The organism is Megasphaera jansseni, assembly GCF_047974155.1.
GTDB lineage: Bacteria > Bacillota > Negativicutes > Veillonellales > Megasphaeraceae > Megasphaera.
The window spans coordinates 1-17,689 of sequence record NZ_JBHYRR010000028.1 but is presented as its reverse complement, the minus strand read 5'-3'; the positions used below and the strand labels follow the sequence as shown (position 1 = coordinate 17,689).

The following is a 17,689-nucleotide window of genomic DNA, read 5'->3' as shown; positions in this document are numbered from 1 at the left end:
GAAAGAAGTGAGTCATGGAGTATAATCACGTAACACCAGACGTCGTCGCGGCCTTAGAAGCCATCGTCGGAGCTAAATATGTCTGGACCGATGAAGGGAAACGGATCCCTTATGGACAGGATGAAGGGACGGGGGCTGCCTGTCTGCCCGATGCCGTCGTCCTGCCGGCGTCGGCCGAAGAGTTGGCAGCTGTCGTCCGCCTGGCTAACGACGCCGTCATCCCCATCATCCCCAGGGGGACCGGGACCGGCCTGGAAGGGGGTGCCGTCGCTGACCGCCGCGGCGGCATCATGGTCAGTACGGAACGGATGGACCGCATTGTGGAAATCAATGAAGAGGCCATGTACATGGTCGTCGAGGCCGGCGTCATTACGGCGCGGATCCAAGAAGAAGCCCGCAGGCGGGGGCTCCTCTATGCCGGTGACCCCTGCAGCGGCGACTGCTGCTGTATCGGTGGCAATGGGGCGACCAATGCCGGCGGCAACCGGGCCGTCAAATACGGAACGACGCGGGACCAGATCTACGCCATCGAAGTCGTCACGCCGACCGGACAGATTGCCCGGCTCGGCAAGCGGCTGCACAAGATGACGGCCGGCTATCCGCTGGAAAAAATCGTCATCGGCTCCGAAGGGACTTTGGGCATCATCACCCAGCTGACCTTGAAGCTCGTGCCCCTGCCCAAGGCGACAGCTCACGTACTGGCGGTCTTTCCATCGCCGGAAAGGGCGCTGGCTTTAGTCACGGCCCTGCCCAAGGCCGGGATTACGCCGACGTGCCTGGAATTCATGGATTACGATGTCATCGATGTCGTCCAGACCTGGCTCAAAGAAAAACAGCCCTGTCCGACTGGCGGTGCTTACATGATCATCCAGCTCGACAGCTCGCGGGAGGAAACGCTCGATGATGACTGCGTCACTGTCGATGAAGTCTGCCGCCGCCTGGGCGCTGTCGATGTCTTCATGGCCGATGCCGATAAAGTGTGGAAAGCCCGCAAGGCTTTTACAGAGGCTTCGGCTGCCGATTGTCCTGTCGCGGCTATGGAAGACTTTGTCGTCCCGCCGGACCAGCTCCTGCCCTTTATGGAGCAGTTGAAAGTGTTAGGCCGGCAGCTGGGGGTCGTCTTCCGCGGTGTCAGCCATGCCGGCGACGGCAATATCCATCTCGATGTTCTGCGCAGGGGCTTCGCCGATGAAGCAGATGAAAAGCAGAAAGTCGCCGCCTTTGAAGATAAGGCCTGCCAGGCGGCTTATGAGCTGGGAGGCGCCATTTCCGGCGAACACGGCATCGGTCAGGCCCGCAAGGCCCTGTTCGCCAAGTATACGGATCCGGTGGAACTGGCCTTGATGAAGGCTGTAAAGCAGGCCTGGGACCCGAAGAATATCCTGAATCCCGGAAAAATTTTTGACTGAGGTATAGAAAAGTATGGAAACTTATTGTAATGACTGTCCCCGCCGCTGCGGCGTCGTCCGCGCAGCCTTTTGGGATGAAAAAAAGATGCCCGGCTTTTGCCACAGCCCGCTCCAGCCTGTCGTAGCCAGGGCGGCCCTGCATCAGTGGGAAGAACCCTGTATCAGCGGCAGCCGCGGGTCTGGAGCTGTCTTTTTCACAGGCTGCAACCTGCGCTGTTGTTTTTGTCAGAACGCGACCATTTCCATGGGTGGGACGGGCGTGCCCATTACGGTGGATAAGCTGCGGGAAATTTACGGCCGGCTCATCGCCCAGGGGGCACATAATATCAACCTGGTCACGCCGACGCCGTATAAACAGGCCATCTTAGCGAGCCTGGCCGACCCCCTGCCGGTGCCTGTCGTCTACAACTGCGGCGGTTATGAATCGCAGGAGACGATTGACGATTTCAAGGGCAAGGTACAGATTTATCTGCCCGATTTGAAATACCTCGACCCGAAGCTGGCCAAGCGCTACAGTGCGGCCGAAGACTATCCGCAAGTCGCAACAGAAGCTATCCTGCGCATGTACGACCAGGTCGGCCCTTACGAAATGGACGACGATGGCATCCTTCAGAAAGGCGTCGTCATCCGCCACCTCATCCTGCCGGGCTGTGTGGACAACACGAAAGCCGTCATCGATTGGGTGCGGGACCATTTCGATGACGGCCAGGTCTTATTCAGTTTAATGCGTCAGTATGTGCCCTGCGGCCGGGCCGGGGAATACCCCGAAATCAACCGGCCCTTGTCAGACGAAGAGTACGACGAAGCCGAACAGTATCTCTTCGACAGTGGCATTGAAGATGGCTTTGTCCAGGAAAAGGACAGTGCCAGCGACGCCTTCATCCCGGCTTTCGACGGTACGGGCGTCGTCTAAGACGGGCTGCCTTCGCCCCAGGGGACGCGGATATAGGTCGAGAACCAGCCGTCTTCACAGGTGCAGAGGACGCTGGCGTCATAGGTGTCGCGGAAGCGGCTCAGTGATTTCATGCCGATGCCATGGCCTTTGGCCTTTGTCGTCGGCAGACCGTCTTCATCGAGGGCGACCGTCCCGTCGAAGCGGTTCTTGACCAGGATACTGAGAATGTCACCCTGGCAGATGGTCAGCAGGGACAGGGCGCGGTGGCTGTCGGGCTGCTTTTCGCTGGCATGGATGGCGTTTTCGATGAGGTTCGATAAGACGATGGCCAGGTCAGAGCTGAGGGCTGCGTTTTCTTTGGGAATGACGGCTTTGACCGTAATGGGCATGTGCAGGGCTTCGGCTTTGGTCAGATACGTCGACAAGGCGGCGTTGACCAGGGGATTCTGGCAATACTGCCTGCGCTTGGTCTGATTCAGCTCGGTACCGATTTCCTCGATGACTTGCAGGGCCTTTTGGGACTGATGGGACGAAATGAGTTGTTCCAGCTTATCCAGATAGGCCTTTCTTTTGGCGTAAATCGCCTTCATCTGCTCCTGCGATTCCAGCAGGGAATGGGTATAATCGCGGCTGGCTTCGATCTGGGCCGTCATATTTTCCGTCCGTTCATACATCTTCAGGGCCTGGTCGGTCTGACGGAGGCCCGTGCGGATGCTCTGGGCGATGATGATCAAAGCCAGGAGCAGGATGCTGCGGGGCAGGAGCATCTGGTCCATGATGAGGACGTCCGATTGGGCCATGATGAAGTACATGTCCAGCAGCAGGCAGAGCGGCAGCATGCTGATGTACTTCCAATAGCGGTGCGTCGTCAGATGGCGGTATTTCACGAAGACTTCGTTGAAATAACGGCGCAGCATGGGCATGAGGGCCATGTAACAGACGATATAGAACAGCCATTGAGCCGGATAGATGGCCGCTGACAGGGCCGGCCGGGAGCTGTCGCCGTGAAAGATGGCCAGCAGGATCAGGGCCAGCAGGGTGTGGACAAAGATGGTACAGGCCGCGCGGACGGAAAAGACGTAGAGATGACGGAACAAATAAGGCCGGATAGTCACGACAGCCCAGAGGAAATGGGGAATCCAGGCGATGACGAAGATTTTTTTGTACAAGATGAAGCTGTGTTCCCAGGGACCCCAGACGAACATATAGAGAAAAAAGATGAGTTCCATGAGGTACAAGACGGCATATCCGCCCAGGACGAGGACTTTCTGCCGATGCTTCAGCAAGGGCTCGAAGGCGTAATACTGGAGGATAGCCGGCGGCAAAAGGGCCGTCGTCATCAGAAAAACGGTCACGATGTCGTAAAGCATAGCTGAATGTCACTTCCAATCAATCCGATAGGGAATCGTCAAATACAGGCTGGCCAGGTGTTCATGCAGGTCATAGCGGAACGTCGCGTCATAGGCCTGGGAAAACGTATTCAGTTCAGGTACGAACTGGCTGTACGGTTCTTCCTGGAGCAGGTCATTTTTATCGTCCGGAATGTCCGGCGATACGGCATGTTTGATGAAGACCAGCAGGCCGCCGTGTATGGGCGACGTTCCGATGATGAGCAGGCGCTGGTCTTTCGGCAGGGACTGGAGGACTTGTTCTGAACTTTTGAGGGCCTTGGCTAAAAGGTCTCCTAAGGCGATTTCAAAGGGAAGGGAGACGGGGAACGGCAGATCGGCCATGATATTCACTCCGTCTTGTTTCAGTGTTTCCAGCTCTGGCGTAATAGCCGTATTGATGGCTTGGTTTTTTGTCCACTGTTGAAGCTGGGTCTGGGTCAATTCCGTATCTATGGTCTTTAAGAAGGACAGGGCTGCTTTATCGTCACCCTGATGGATGAGCTCCGATAATAAGAGCAGCTGATGGCGGCTGTCGTGGCGGAAGATGGACATGCGTTTCTGGGCGTCCTGCAAGAGGCTCGTATAGTTGCTCAAGGCATTCATCTGGGCGGCGAGCAGATGATTCCGGCGCTGTAAGTCGACCTGCTGGGCAATGAGTTTGGTGCCCATGTAAATGATGAGGGCAATGAAGATGCCCGACGAGGCGTGGAAGATGCGGGGAAGGAGATAGTCCTGGGACAGCGGGCCGTCTTTGAGGGATAAGAATCCAGAGTACATGCTCAGCAGGATGGGCAGCCAGGCGCAGTATTTCCAAAAAGCCAGTAATGGGAGCGAGCGGTATTTCAGGAAGAGGCGGTCGAAGAAAGTCAGCAGCAGCGGGGAAAAGAGGACATACAAAGCCGTATACAGTACCAGATGGATGGGCAGATAGGTAAAGAAGTCACTGCGCGGCACAAAGAGCAGGACCAGGTTCATCGCCAGGACGTGGAAGGTCGTCGTACAGATGCCCTGCATGCCGGCGACAAAGATGTTCTGATAGGCATAAGGCCGGGCGAGAAAGGAAAATACAAGGAAGTAGGGGATCCAATAGGCCATGAGCAGTTTCTTATAGGATAAGAAGCGGAACTCCAGCCAGCCGAACTGAAAGATAGCCATGAAGAGGACGATTTCTATGACGTAAATGACCAGGTAACTATGCCGTACGCGGGTCTTCTGCGGCTCCTGTAAAATCAGCCGGAAAGCGAGATACTGTATACACGTCGGAGGCAGAATAGACAGCAAAAAACAAGCCGTCGTCAAGACCATAGCTGCCATGCGCCTCACTCCATTTCCTCAAATATAATATAATTTATTATAGCATAATTATAGCCTATTTGCCGAGAGAGACACACACGGATATTTCTGCCATCATGCGAGGCCCTTTTGCTTTATAGTTTGTAGTACGGAGTTTGTAGGGGCTCGCACGTGCCTTTTCAGCCCGTCAGGCCATGACTACAAGGAATGGCCTGACGGTTGCTGAAACGGACCACTGTAGAGGGCGAGCCCGCCGGGTATATGTAAGCATTCCGTGGTCGATTTGCGTGGACGGGCGCCCCACGTGGGCGCCCCTACAGAAAAAAAGGGGCTGTCGCGATGCGACAGCCTCTTTTTTACATCGCCTTGACGGGTACGAGTCCTCGTGAGAGGGAAATGGTCCCGGTCCGGGCGATTTCCAATATTTCATAGGGTGACAATACTTTGATGAGAGCATTGACGTGGTCTTCGCGTCCCGTGACGCGGAGGATGAGTGAATTCAGATTGACATCGACGACTTTGGCGTGGAACAAATTGGCCAGGCTGGCCAGCTCGTCGCGGACTTGCGGCGTGTCGTAGCGGACCTTGATCATAGCCAGTTCGTAGCTGATGAAGGGCGCTTCATCGAGGTTGACGATTTTGATGACGTCGATGAGTTTGGCCAGCTGGCTGATGGTCTGTTTCAATTCCTTATCGTCTTCGATGCTGATGACGATGTTGAAACGCGTTACATCCTGTTCTTCCGTATAGCCGGCTGTCAACGATTCGATGTTGATGGCCTTGCGGCTGATCAGTCCGGCAATGTGTGTCAGTACGCCCGGTTTATTATCGGACAAGATAGCCAGATGCTGTTTTCTCATCAGGCGTCACCTCCTAAAATCATATCACTCAATGCTTTGCCGCCGGGAACTGTCGGGTATACCCGTTCTTCCGGCGAGATGCGGATATCGACCAGGGCCGGCCCTTTATGGGCGAAGGCCTCTTTCAGGACGGGGATTAAATCGTCTTGTTTTTCGATGCCGTATCCCTTGACACCCAGCGATTCGGCGAGCATGGGCAGGTTTTTGCGCTTATTCAAGGTACATTGTGAATAATGGCGATTATAAAAGAAATCCTGGAGCTGGACGATCATTCCCAGTGTATCGTTGTGTAAGACGATGACTTTTACGTCGATGCCGTATTCCGACAAGGTCGCGAATTCCTGGCAGTTCATGAGGATACTGCCGTCGCCGGAAAAGACGACGACTGTTTTTTCGGGACAGGCTATTTTGGCACCGAGGGCAGCCGGCAGGCCGAAGCCCATCGTGCCCAGACCACCGGAAGAAATGAAATGTTTCGGCTCATCAGTCGTGAAGAATTGGGCCGCCCACATCTGATGCTGACCGACGTCGGTAATGGCTACGGTGTCGTCATCACGGGTGATGTCCCGGACGGCGGCAAAGATTGACTGGGGTGAAATGCAGCCTGGACGCGGCGGCGTCGCGAAGGGGTGGTCCTGCTTCATGGCCAGGACCTCATGACGCCAATCAGCGAAAGCGGCCTCGTAATGGAAGGCCTTTTCTTTCAGCTTTTTGGCGAAGATGGGCAGGGACCAGCGGAGGTCGCCTTTGATCCCTAAGTCGATGTCGATGATCTTGTCGATTTCGACGTCATCGATTTCAAAATGGATGATCTGGGCATTGGGAGCGAACGTATCGGCGTTGCTGGTCAGGCGTTCGTCGAAGCGGGCTCCCAGGGCGATGAGCAGGTCGCAGCCTGAGATGGCTTTGTTCGATGCATAAGAGCCGTGCATCCCGCCCATACCGAGATGGAGTTCGTGGGAATCGGGGATGGCCCCTTTGCCCATGAGCGTCGTGACGACGGGAATCTTCGTCGTATCGACGATGTCTTTCAGATACTTCGTCGTTTCTGACAGGATGACACCGCCGCCGACGAGGAAGACCGGTTTCTGGCTGTGCTGGATCATGGCGACAGCCCGGTCGATATCGTAGGCCTGCCCGGTCGTTTCGACGACGTAGCCCGGCAGGTGGACTTTATCGGGATACTGGAAATAGATTTCGGCTTCCAGGGCGTCTTTGGCAATATCGACCAGGACCGGACCGGGCCGGCCTGTCGATGCGATGTAAAAGGCTTCTTTCAGGACGCGCGGGATAGAAGCGGCGTTCTTTACCAGGTAGTTGTGCTTGGTAATGGGCGACGTAATGCCGGAAATATCGGCTTCCTGAAAAGAATCGCGGCCGATGAGACCCGTCGGGACCTGGCCGCTGATGATGACCATGGGGATGGAATCCATATTGGCCGTGGCGATGCCCGTAACCATATTGCAGATCCCCGGCCCGGATGTGGCGATACAGACGCCAGGCCGGCCGGTAACGCGGGCGTAGCCATCGGCAGCGTGGACCGCTCCCTGTTCATGACCGGTAAGGATGTGCCGGAAATGGTCTTTATACATTTCTTCGTATAGCGGTAGGATAGCCCCTCCGGGATACCCGAAGACGACGTCGACGCCTTCCCGTTTCAAACATTCCAGCACAGCCCTTGCACCTGTCATTTTCATCATCATTCACCTCTTGTATCGTTCATCGTTTGTTGTAGTTCGTTCATCGAAGCGGCCATTCATCATCCTTTTCGATGAACGACGAACGGCTTGCGATGAACGGATATTAATTAATCGTTCTGGTCGTTGTTGTGGAGCCACGGCATCATGTCGCGGAGTTTTGCGCCGACTTTTTCAATCGGATGTTCGGCGTGCTGACGGCGCATAGCGAGGAAGTGAGCGCGGCCGCCAGCTTTGTTTTCGAGGAGCCAATCTTTGGCGAAAGCACCGGTCTGGATGTCAGTCAAGACGTCTTTCATGGCTTTCTTGGAATCCTGAGTGATGACGCGCGGGCCGGCTGTGTAGTCGCCGTATTCAGCGGTATCGCTGATGGATTTACGCATCTTGGCCATGCCGCCTTCATACATGAGGTCGACGATCAATTTCATTTCATGGAAGGTTTCAAAGTAAGCGATTTCCGGCTGGTAACCTGCTTCGCAAAGGGTTTCAAAACCATTGGTGATCAACTGGCAGATGCCGCCGCAGAGGACTGCCTGTTCGCCGAAGAGGTCGGTTTCCGTTTCTTCCTGGAAAGTCGTCTGGATGACGCCGGCACGAGTGCCGCCGATGCCGCGGGCATAAGCCAAAGCGATGTCGAAGGCTTTGCCAGTAGCATCCTGTTCGACTGCGAATACGTCAGGAACACCGCCGCCTTCGGTGAAAGTACGGCGTACGAGGTGGCCCGGGCCTTTCGGAGCGACCATGAAGACGTCGACCGTCGAAGGAGGAACGATCTGTTTGAAGTGAACGTTGAAACCATGAGCAAAAGCAAGGGCGCTGCCGTCTTTCAAGTTGGGAGCGATTTCTTTTGCATAGACGTCAGCCTGTTTTTCGTCCGGAATCAAGATCATCGTGATATCGGCTTCTTTAACAGCTTCAGGAACAGATTTAACTTCAAGGCCGGCTGCCTGGGCTTTAGCGATGGATTTACTGCCTTCATACAAGCCGACGACGACGTCGATGCCGCTGTCTTTGAGGTTCAACGCATGGGCATGGCCCTGGCTGCCATAACCGATGATTGCGACTTTTTTGCCTTTCATTACATCCCAGTTTACATCCTGATCATAAAATACTTTTGCCATGATAACATATCTCCTTTGTAATAAAATAAAAATTTTATCGTTGGGATTTAGAGATTTGTCAAAAGAGGCCAACAAAAAAACTCCGCCCCTTCTGTAAGGGACGGAGTGTAATTCCGCGATACCACCCTGATTCCCGGTGCATTACTGCAGCCGGACTCTCTACAACGTACCAACATACGCGTTTCTGGTAACGGTGAAATGCCGTCGGCGCCTAATGAGATTCAGCGTCGATCTTCGGAGAGGAGCTTCATCCGTATCATCGTACTGGCTCGCACCGGCCGCCAGCTCTCTGAAAAGCAATGACCCAGACTACTTTCTCTCGTCATTAGATTTACTAATATGTTGCTTCCTGTGTGTTTCCTGAAGCATGAACACATTGTACGCAATTTGCTGGCTCATGTCAAGCTATTTTGCCGTAAATTTTTAAAATAAAATTAAGTTAAACGTTAAATGATTAGGTAGGACGTTTTAGGGGTTAGGGATTAGCAGTTAGGGGTTAGGGGTTGGTAGCTAGCCCCTAGCCCCTAGTCCCTAGTCCCTAGCTACGAACCACGAGCCCGCCCGATATATATGGGAATCCCGATGTCGGTTTGCGCGAGCGGGCGCCCCACGTGGCGCCCCTACAAAAAAGGCTTGCCGCTGTGCGACAAGCCTTTTCCCTAATGATGATCTACAGTAAGTTCTTTGAAGCGTTTGGCGACCGGGTCGGTCTTGATGAGTTCTTCCAGGTGTTTCAATTCTTCAGCTTCTACGGTTTCGGTCGTATCGTAGCTGGGCGGTACGGTCTTAGCCAGGTACAGGCATCTTCTGATGGAGGAGATGCTGACGATGATGACCAGGATTGCCATGATGGCCGATACGACGAACAGGAGCCATTCCTGTTTAGGCCAGTAGATGTTGAACATGTTGAGGTAATCGGCCCAGAAGATGACGACAGTCAGGAAAACCCAGGGGATAACCGTAACCCAGGCGAAGCGGGCTTTACCCATGGCACAGATGACAACGGTAGAAATAGCCAGGGTGATGATGGCCAGCAGCTGGTTGGATACCCCGAAGATAGGCCAGATGGTGGACAAGTTCCCTTGGAGGACGATGTAACCCCATGCACCGGAGATCAGAGCCGAGGCGATGATAGCGCCGGGCAGCCAATGGGGATCGCCGAACTTCGGCCATACGCGGCCGACGAGTTCCTGGAGCATGTAACGGCCGACACGGGTACCGGCATCAATAATCGTCATGATGAAGAGGGCTTCAAACATGATGCAGAAGTGATACCAGTAGTTCATGAGGTGGTCGAGACCGGGGATGTTGGAGAAGATGAAGGCCATGCCGACAGCCAGGGAAACAGCACCGCCCGGACGATGGGCGACGTTTTCACCGACCATTTCGTTCAGCTGCGGCAGATCGACGACCTGGATGCCCAGGGCCTGGAAATGTTCAGCCGACGAGTTGATGGCGAAGTAGTCATTCGGTACGAGCGAGCAGGCTGCAATCAAAGCCATCATGCCGACGAAGGATTCGGTCAGCATAGCGCCGTAGCCGACGGGCAGGATAGAGCGTTCGTTCATGAGCATCTTCGGCGTCGTGCCGGTGGAAATCATGCAATGGAAGCCGGAGACAGCCCCGCAGGCAATAGTGATGAAGATGTACGGCAGGACAGGGCCGGTGATGACCGGACCGCCGCCCGCGCAGAACTGGGTAATGGCCGGCATCTGGACAGCCGGTCCGACGATGAGGATGCCAATGGCCAGGGCGCCGATAGTCCCGATTTTCATGTACGTCGAGAGGTAATCACGCGGAGCCAGCAGCAGCCATACCGGAAGGGCAGCGGCTACGAAGCCGTAGATGATGAGGGCGATGGAAATCCCCTTAGGGCTGATGGTGAACAGCGGAGCCAAGGTCGGCGATGCCTGGACGGCCGGGCCGAGGATGACGGCCAGCAAGGTCAGGGCGACACCGATGATGGTGCCTTCTTTAATGCGGCCAGGGCGCAGGAACTGCATATAAACACCGATGAAAAGAGCGATAGGGATGGTCATGCCGATGGTGAAGGTACCCCAGGGGCTGTCGTGCAGGGCGTTGACGATGACGACGGCCATCCCGGCCATAGCCAGGATGTTGAGGAACAGGACGGCAAAGGACGTGGCCAGGCCGGTCTTGTCGCCAATCTGGGCTTTTGCGATTTCAGCGATGGATTTGCCATCGTAACGCATGGAGCAGAAGAGGATGACCATGTCGTGGACGGCACCGGCGAGGACGCCGCCGATGAGGATCCACAAGGCACCGGGCAGATAACCGAACTGAGCGGCAATGACCGGGCCTACGAGCGGGCCGGCACCGGCGATAGCGGCGAAATGATGGCCAAAGACGACGTACTTGTTGGTCGGTACGTAGTCGTGGCCGTCTTCAAAGCGGAAGGCCGGCGTGACCTTGTACTGGTTGACCGTCAATACTTTGGCAGCAATGAAAGCGCCATAGAAACGGTAAGCTAGTACGAATACTAATGCAGAGATGATAACTAAATACAAGCCATTCATAAAACAATCCCTCCTTTATAAAGTTGTCGTGTAGGGTTACTCTACTTCCCACGGATCCGAAGCTATACTTATTTCTTATTGGTGTAATATGAATTGTGTATCGCACGAGAAATAAAGTATACACTGTACTTATACACTTACTATAGGCTAAAGGAGAGAAAAATTCAAGTTACTTATAGTAAAGATTACAAAAACAGCATGAAATAAAATCATGATAAAAATAATAAAACGTTATAAAATAGTGATTTTCCTTGCGTAAAGAGCATTTTGAGTATATTATCAATGGTCAATAATGCACCTTGTGCATTATTGACAGTGGCTCGTGATTCGTGGCCTGTAGGGACTCGCACGTGGCGAGCCCGCTGGGGATATGTAGAATATCCATGAACCGATTTGCGTGAACGGGCGCCCCACGTGGTCGCCCCTACAGAAAAAAGGCTTGCCGCCTAGGCGACAAGCCTTTTTTACCCGCTCTTAGTGATGAGCAATAGTCAATTCCTGGAAACGCTGAGCGACTTTATCGGTCTTAACGAGTTCCTGGAGATGTTTGAGTTCTTCTGCTTCGACAGTTTCTGTCGTATCGTAGTTAGCCGGTACGGTCTTAGCCAGGTAGATGCATCTACGGATAGCACCGACGGCTACGATGATGACCAGGACAGCCATGATGATGGAGACTGTGAACATCGTCCATTCGCCTTTCGGCAGATAGATTTCAAAGATGTTCAGGAAGTCGGCCCAGAAAATCATGACCATCAGGAAAGCCCAGGGAAGGCCAGTAACCCAGAGGTAACGGGCTTTGCCCATGGAGCAGATGACAACCGACGAAATGGAGAGTGCGATGATAGCCAACAGCTGGTTGGATACACCGAAAATCGGCCAAATCGTGGACAAGTTGCCGTTCAATACGAGGTAACCCCATGCGGCGCAGATCAAAGCCGATGCCAGGATAGCACCCGGTTTCCAGTTCGGGTCACCGAATTTCGGCCATACGTGGCCGACGAGTTCCTGGAGCATGTAACGGCCGACACGAGTACCGGCATCGATGATGGTCATGATGAAGAGGGCTTCAAACATGATGCAGAAGTGATACCAGTAGTTCATGAGGTGGTCGAGACCAGGCAGGTTCGAGAAGATGTAAGCCATGCCGACAGCCAGGGAAACAGCACCGCCCGGACGATGAGCGACGTTTTCACCGACCATTTCGTTCAAATGCGGCAGGTCGACGACCTGGATGCCCAGGGCCTGGAAATGAGCAGCCGAAGAGTTGATAGCGAAGTAATCGTTCGGTACGAGGGCGCAGGCTGCAATCAGCGCCATCATAGCGACGAAGGATTCAGTAACCATAGCACCATAGCCGACAGGCAGGATGGAGCGTTCGTTCATGAGCATCTTCGGCGTCGTGCCAGTGGAAATCATGGAATGGAAGCCAGAAACAGCACCGCAGGCGATGGTGACGAAGATATACGGAAGGACTGCACCGGTAATGACCGGACCGCCGCCAGCGCAGAACTGCGTCGTTGCCGGCATCTGGATCTGCGGGCCTACGATGAGGATGCCGAGAGCCAGGGCACCGATAGTACCGATTTTCATGTACGTGGAAAGGTAATCACGCGGTGCCAGGAGGAGCCATACCGGAAGGGCTGCGGCGATGAAGCCGTAGATGATCAGGGCGATGCAGATGCCGTTATGGCTGATGGTGAATATGGGCCCTAAGACCGGCGAAGCCTGGACGGCCGGACCAACGACAACGGCCAGCAAGGTGAGGATGACGCCGATGATGGTGCCTTCTTTAATCTTGCCAGGACGCAGGAACTGCATGTAGATACCGATGAAGATAGCGATAGGAATGGTCATGCCGATGGTGAATGTGCCCCACGGGCTGTTAGCCAATGCGTTCGCAATGACGACGGCCATACCAGCCATGCAGAGGATATTCAGGAAGAGGACGGCGAAAGAAGTAGCTACGCCTGTCTTCTGGCCAATCTGTGCTTTTGCGATTTCGGCGATGGACTTGCCATCGTAACGCATGGAGCAGAAGAGGATGACCATGTCATGGACAGCACCGGCGAGAACCCCACCGATGAGAATCCATAATGCGCCGGGCAGATAACCGAACTGGGCGGCGATGACCGGGCCGACGAGCGGGCCCGCACCAGCGATAGCTGCGAAGTGATGGCCGAAGACGACGTACTTGTTGGTCGGTACGTAGTCATGACCGTCTTCAAAGCGGAATGCCGGTGTGACTTTGTACTGGTTCAGCGTCAAGACTTTTGCGGCAATGAAAGCGCCGTAAAAACGGTAAGCCAGTACGAACACTAATGCTGAAATAATAACGAGATACAAACCGTTCATACAAAAAGAACCTCCTTTGTAAAATAGTATGTGTGCAACCCTTTCCGTATGAAACAAAATGATACCAACGTACAACGCTTGGAAATGGTGTACACTACATCACGCTCCCTTATTATAGAGCACTTTTCCTGAATTGCAAGATGTACACAGGACATAGCACACCTGGCAACTATGATGCAAAATCTATTATCAAATTACAATTTGTTATAGTAAGCGTTTTCATACTATATATAGTGATAAACGTTTAATTTACATACTAAATAAACGATATAATTACTTAAAGTCATATAAATAAATGTCAACATAGCGATTTTTCATAGGTATTGAAAATGAAAAAAGTTAAACCTTTTACCCTAGCCACGGACAGTGGACGATGCTATAATGGCTATAGCTTTTGAACTCATCTTTTTCCATTATAACAGGAGGTTTTTTACTATGTCTCAAACTGACTATACCCTGGTCCTTCCGGCTTTTACCATTGGCGTCCATGCTTATGATGCCATCGGAAAGATTACTCGGCATTTTGGCAAAAAAGTCGTCATCATCGGCGGCAAGACGGCTCTGGAAAAAGCGAAACAGCCGCTTCTCGATGCCATTGCGAAAACGGATCTGGAAGTCCTCGGCGTGCTCTGGTACGGTGACGATGCGACGTATGAACACGTCGACCGCCTGCTCCGTGAACAGGCCGTCCAGGATGCCGACCTCGTCTTTGCCGTCGGCGGCGGCCGTGCCATCGATACGTGTAAAGTCGTTGCCGATCGTGCTGACAAGGCGCTGTTCGCTTTCCCGACACTGGCTTCCAACTGTGCTCCGTCGACGGCCCTGGCTGTTATGTACAAAGCGGATAAGTCCTTTGCCGGCTACTACTACCTCGACCAGCCGCCTGTCCATACTTTCATCAATATGGCCATCATTGCTGACTCGCCCTTTAAATTCTTCTGGGCCGGTATTGGCGATGCCATGAGCAAGGAATGTGAATCGGAATTGGCCAGCCGCACGGCAGAACACTTCCACACGGTCCTCCTCGGCCGGGCTATCGGCAAAGCTTGCACGGCGCCGCTCTTGCAGTATGGCGAACAGGCTTTAGACGATTTCAAGGCCAAGAAAATCACCTATGCCCTGCAGCAGGTCGTCCTGGATATCATCATCAGCACCGGTCTCGTTTCCAACTGTACGACGGGTGGCAGCGAATACTATTACAACTCGTCCCTGGCCCATATGTTCTACAACGCATCGACGGTCCTTCCGCAAGTCGTCGAAGGCCATCTCCACGGTGAAACCGTTTCCTTTGGTGTCCTGGTCCTGCTGACCTATGACAAACAGTTTGAACTGCGCGACCAGGTAGCGGCTCTCTATAAGAAATGCCATTATCCGACGACCCTGGCTGACCTCGACATCAAGGCTGACGAAGTCGACTCCATCGTCGATGCCGCTCCGGCCCTGACCGAATGGACCTGCGTCCCCGAACCGATGACCAAAGAAGCCTTCAAAAAAGCCATCATGGACGCCGATGCATTTGGCCGTTCGTTATAATGCCTTAAAGGCCGTTGGTCGTAGTTCGTTGGTCGAAGTGATTCGATGAACGATGAACGAACTACGATGAACGTCATGATAAAGGGCCGCAGTTCGCGGTTCGCAGGCCGCAGTTATCAGTGCTTCGATGAACGATGAACGCCATGATATAGCGATAACTGGCTTTTTCGTGTATAATAAACTTTATACAAGACAATGATTTGTAGTACAGAGGGTATGGTTGACAGAAAAATATCCATCTGCTAACTGCTAATCACTAACTGCTAACAACTGAAAAGGGCTTGTCGTCTTGCGACAAGCCCTTTTCGAATCTTTCACGGAGGAGATTATGGACCAAGTATTAGAACAAGTCATCCAGGCCATCGAACCGATGGATTTGGCAAAGACGGCAGCGTGTTACCAGCGCCTGGCCAGTCTGACCATACGCCAGGACAGCAAGTTGTCCTATCTGGCCGGCCGTATTGCCGGTGTACAGGGAACGCTGCATCCGGAAAAATTACAGAAAGCCATCGTCGTCTTTGCGGCAGACCATGCCGTCGATGGTGGAGAAAATAAGACCAAGGGCAAGAACAGTAAGGCCGACGCCCTGGAAATCGCTACCGGCCGGGGGCCTATCAATAAGGTGGCACATCGCATCGGTGCTGGCGTCATGCTGCTCGATATGGGATTGGAAGAGGACATCCCGGAATCGCAGGGGGTACAGAATTTAAAAGTCATGCACGGCAGCCATTTCTGGGCCCGTCAGGATGCCATGAGCGAAGATGAAATGATGGATGCCCTCTTCAGCGGCCTGCAGATCGGTCAGAACCTGGCCGATGAAGGCTATACGGCTGTGGGATTGGGGAACCTTGGCGAACGGGGACTGCTGACGGCCTTCATTCTGACGTCTGTCTTTTTCCGGGACCAGCTGGAAGAACTGCCGGAACACATGAAGTCCGGCCAGAAATTGGAGAAATTGAAAAAAGTCATCGACCAGCGCCATTTCGACGCCGCCGATCCGCTGGATCTCCTGCGCCGTGCCGGGGCTCCGGATATTGCCGCCATGGTCGGCTTCATCTTATCGGCAGCGCAGCGCAAGCTGCTCGTCGTCTTCGACAATGCTGTCACCGGTTCAGCTGTCCTCATCGCCCGCGCCTTATGCCCGACGATTGCTGATTACGTCTGCGCTTCGGCGCGCTATCTAGAACCGGTCCATCAGATGCAGATGAAGAAGCTGGGCCTCAAGCCCTTCGTCGAACTGGACCAGAACCTCGACCAGGGCATGGGGTCGGCGATGGGCCTGACCATGCTCGACGCATCGGTCCAGATGATGAATGAAAACTTAAAGTAAGGAGTGATTTCCATGAAAACCTTATATCTCGATTGTTTTTCCGGTATCAGCGGCAATATGTTCATCGGCATGCTCATCCAGGCCGGCGTCCCTTTTGAAGCCTTCAAGCAGGCCATGGCCTCGTTGAACCTGGCGGGTTATGATATGGTGTGCCGCAGCGTCAATAAGCTGGGTATCCAATCTATCTATTATAATGTCCTTCTCGAATCGGAAGGCCATGGACACCATGAGCATGAAGGCCACGAACACCACGAACACCACGAACACCACGAACACCATGAACACCATGAATACCATGAACATCATACGGAAGGGGCGGCTGGTCAAGGCCATCTCGTCGATACGACGGGCCATCATCATCACCATCAGCACCGGGGCCTTCCGGAAATTACCAAGATCATTGAAAGTGCTCCTATCGAGGATGATATCAAGGCTAAGAGCCTGGCCGTCTTCCAGGCCCTGGCAGAAGCCGAAGCCAAGGTGCACGGCGTGCCGGTCGACCAAATCCATTTCCATGAAGTCGGCGCCATCGATTGCATCCTGGATATCGTCGGCACAATCTGGTGCCTGAAATACCTGGGCATCGAACAGATTGCCACGTCGTCCATCCATGCCGGAAGCGGTTTTGTCCGCTGTGCTCACGGCATCATGCCCGTTCCGGCACCGGCGACGGCCGAACTCCTGGCCGGGATTCCCTGGTATGCGACGGACATAAAGGGCGAACTGGTCACGCCGACCGGCGCTGCCCTGGTCAAAGTCCTGGCTCATGCCGGTGTCCGTCCGAAGGATTTCGTCTACGATACCGTAGCTTATGGGGCCGGAACGAAAGACCTGACTATCCCCAACGTCGTCCGCGGCTTCATCGGCCAGGCGGAAGCGATTTCGTAGGTCGTTCGTCGTTCATCGTGGGGAATTGTCGCATGAATGGGGGTGCCATCATGCGCGGCCCTTTTGCTTTATAGTTTGGCAGTACGGAGTTTGTAGTTTGCAGAAGATTGCTTTAAATTTAAAACCATCCGCTAACCCCTAGCCACTAACAACTTAAAATTACTGGCCGCATATGCGGCCAGTAATTTTTTTTCTTGACAAATCTCATACGTCATGGTATTATAATTAAGCACTGTGACGGGCGCAAGGCCCGCCGGAATACAGCGTTGACATATCAATCCCGATGTGATATACTTAAAAAGTCGTCATGCGGAAGTAGCTCAGTGGTAGAGCATCACCTTGCCAAGGTGGGGGTCGCGAGTTCGAGTCTCGTTTTCCGCTCC

At 53.7% G+C, this 17,689-nt stretch carries 12 protein-coding genes, 1 tRNA gene and 1 other annotated feature; of the genes, 6 read left to right on the top strand and 7 right to left on the bottom strand.

Annotated features, from left to right (window positions below; genetic code table 11):
• The first annotated feature begins 14 nt into the window (after positions 1–14).
• Both ACE418_RS10515 and ACE418_RS10510 read left to right on the top strand, forming a co-directional pair.
• Positions 15–1,409 (top strand): FAD-binding oxidoreductase, encoded by a 1,395-nt coding sequence (locus ACE418_RS10515; RefSeq protein ID WP_416450568.1) that lies wholly within the window; start codon positions 15–17, stop codon positions 1,407–1,409.
• Between the two features lie 13 nt (positions 1,410–1,422).
• Complete coding sequence (locus ACE418_RS10510) at positions 1,423–2,322, top strand: radical SAM protein (protein WP_416450567.1); 900 nt, start codon at positions 1,423–1,425, stop codon at positions 2,320–2,322.
• Here ACE418_RS10510 and ACE418_RS10505 read toward each other — a convergent pair.
• The 7 genes from ACE418_RS10505 to ACE418_RS10475 all read right to left on the bottom strand — a co-directional run bounded on the left by ACE418_RS10505 (position 2,319) and on the right by ACE418_RS10475 (position 13,555).
• Positions 2,319–3,674 (bottom strand): sensor histidine kinase, encoded by a 1,356-nt coding sequence (locus tag ACE418_RS10505; RefSeq protein ID WP_416450566.1) that lies wholly within the window; start codon positions 3,672–3,674, stop codon positions 2,319–2,321. The two genes, ACE418_RS10510 and ACE418_RS10505, sit on opposite strands and share 4 nt — an antisense overlap.
• A gap of 9 nt (positions 3,675–3,683) precedes the next feature.
• Complete coding sequence (locus ACE418_RS10500) at positions 3,684–5,009, bottom strand: hypothetical protein (RefSeq protein WP_416450565.1); 1,326 nt, start codon at positions 5,007–5,009, stop codon at positions 3,684–3,686.
• Between the two features lie 335 nt (positions 5,010–5,344).
• The gene (gene ilvN, locus ACE418_RS10495; RefSeq protein WP_292297011.1) at positions 5,345–5,848 is read right to left on the bottom strand and encodes an acetolactate synthase small subunit; all 504 of its coding nucleotides are present in this window, start codon (positions 5,846–5,848) and stop codon (positions 5,345–5,347) included.
• The gene (gene ilvB / locus ACE418_RS10490; RefSeq protein WP_416450589.1) at positions 5,848–7,545 is read right to left on the bottom strand and encodes a biosynthetic-type acetolactate synthase large subunit; all 1,698 of its coding nucleotides are present in this window, start codon (positions 7,543–7,545) and stop codon (positions 5,848–5,850) included. The genes ilvN and ilvB overlap by 1 nt, the downstream gene beginning before the upstream one ends.
• Before the next feature lie 110 nt (positions 7,546–7,655).
• The gene (gene ilvC, locus ACE418_RS10485; RefSeq protein ID WP_416450563.1) at positions 7,656–8,666 is read right to left on the bottom strand and encodes a ketol-acid reductoisomerase; all 1,011 of its coding nucleotides are present in this window, start codon (positions 8,664–8,666) and stop codon (positions 7,656–7,658) included.
• A 93-nt stretch (positions 8,667–8,759) separates the two neighbouring features.
• Positions 8,760–9,001, bottom strand: a binding site (T-box leader).
• A 324-nt stretch (positions 9,002–9,325) separates the two neighbouring features.
• The gene (locus tag ACE418_RS10480; protein ID WP_416450562.1) at positions 9,326–11,203 is read right to left on the bottom strand and encodes a carbon starvation CstA family protein; all 1,878 of its coding nucleotides are present in this window, start codon (positions 11,201–11,203) and stop codon (positions 9,326–9,328) included.
• 474 nt (positions 11,204–11,677) lie between these two features.
• A complete protein-coding gene (locus ACE418_RS10475) occupies positions 11,678–13,555 on the bottom strand; it encodes a carbon starvation CstA family protein (RefSeq protein WP_416450561.1) in 1,878 nt (625 codons plus the stop codon).
• A gap of 435 nt (positions 13,556–13,990) precedes the next feature.
• On the opposite strand from ACE418_RS10475, the gene ACE418_RS10470 reads away from it, so the two are divergent.
• From ACE418_RS10470 to ACE418_RS10455, 4 genes are all read left to right on the top strand, one after another.
• Positions 13,991–15,088, top strand: coding sequence for an iron-containing alcohol dehydrogenase family protein (locus ACE418_RS10470; protein WP_416450560.1), 1,098 nt, complete (start codon positions 13,991–13,993; stop codon positions 15,086–15,088).
• 328 nt (positions 15,089–15,416) lie between these two features.
• Positions 15,417–16,418, top strand: coding sequence for a nicotinate-nucleotide--dimethylbenzimidazole phosphoribosyltransferase (locus ACE418_RS10465; RefSeq protein WP_416450559.1), 1,002 nt, complete (start codon positions 15,417–15,419; stop codon positions 16,416–16,418).
• Between the two features lie 12 nt (positions 16,419–16,430).
• Entirely contained in the window at positions 16,431–17,306 is an 876-nt protein-coding gene (gene larC, locus ACE418_RS10460) for a nickel pincer cofactor biosynthesis protein LarC (RefSeq protein WP_416450558.1), read from the top strand.
• A 309-nt stretch (positions 17,307–17,615) separates the two neighbouring features.
• Positions 17,616–17,687, top strand: a tRNA-Gly gene (locus ACE418_RS10455).
• Positions 17,688–17,689: the final 2 nt, after the last annotated feature.

Bases quoted from the DNA above. Each gene is read 5' to 3' on its own strand.
- ACE418_RS10470 (WP_416450560.1), top strand. From the start codon at position 13,991: ATGTCTCAAACTGACTATACCCTGGTCCTTCCGGCTTTTACCATTGGC.
- ACE418_RS10505 (WP_416450566.1), bottom strand. From the start codon at position 3,674: ATGCTTTACGACATCGTGACCGTTTTTCTGATGACGACGGCCCTTTTG.
- ilvB (WP_416450589.1), bottom strand. From the start codon at position 7,545: ATGAAAATGACAGGTGCAAGGGCTGTGCTGGAATGTTTGAAACGGGAA.
- ilvN (WP_292297011.1), bottom strand. From the start codon at position 5,848: ATGAGAAAACAGCATCTGGCTATCTTGTCCGATAATAAACCGGGCGTA.
- ACE418_RS10465 (WP_416450559.1), top strand. From the start codon at position 15,417: ATGGACCAAGTATTAGAACAAGTCATCCAGGCCATCGAACCGATGGAT.
- ACE418_RS10515 (WP_416450568.1), top strand. From the start codon at position 15: ATGGAGTATAATCACGTAACACCAGACGTCGTCGCGGCCTTAGAAGCC.
- ilvC (WP_416450563.1), bottom strand. From the start codon at position 8,666: ATGGCAAAAGTATTTTATGATCAGGATGTAAACTGGGATGTAATGAAA.
- ACE418_RS10475 (WP_416450561.1), bottom strand. From the start codon at position 13,555: ATGAACGGTTTGTATCTCGTTATTATTTCAGCATTAGTGTTCGTACTG.
- larC (WP_416450558.1), top strand. From the start codon at position 16,431: ATGAAAACCTTATATCTCGATTGTTTTTCCGGTATCAGCGGCAATATG.
- ACE418_RS10480 (WP_416450562.1), bottom strand. From the start codon at position 11,203: ATGAATGGCTTGTATTTAGTTATCATCTCTGCATTAGTATTCGTACTA.
- ACE418_RS10510 (WP_416450567.1), top strand. From the start codon at position 1,423: ATGGAAACTTATTGTAATGACTGTCCCCGCCGCTGCGGCGTCGTCCGC.
- ACE418_RS10500 (WP_416450565.1), bottom strand. From the start codon at position 5,009: ATGGCAGCTATGGTCTTGACGACGGCTTGTTTTTTGCTGTCTATTCTG.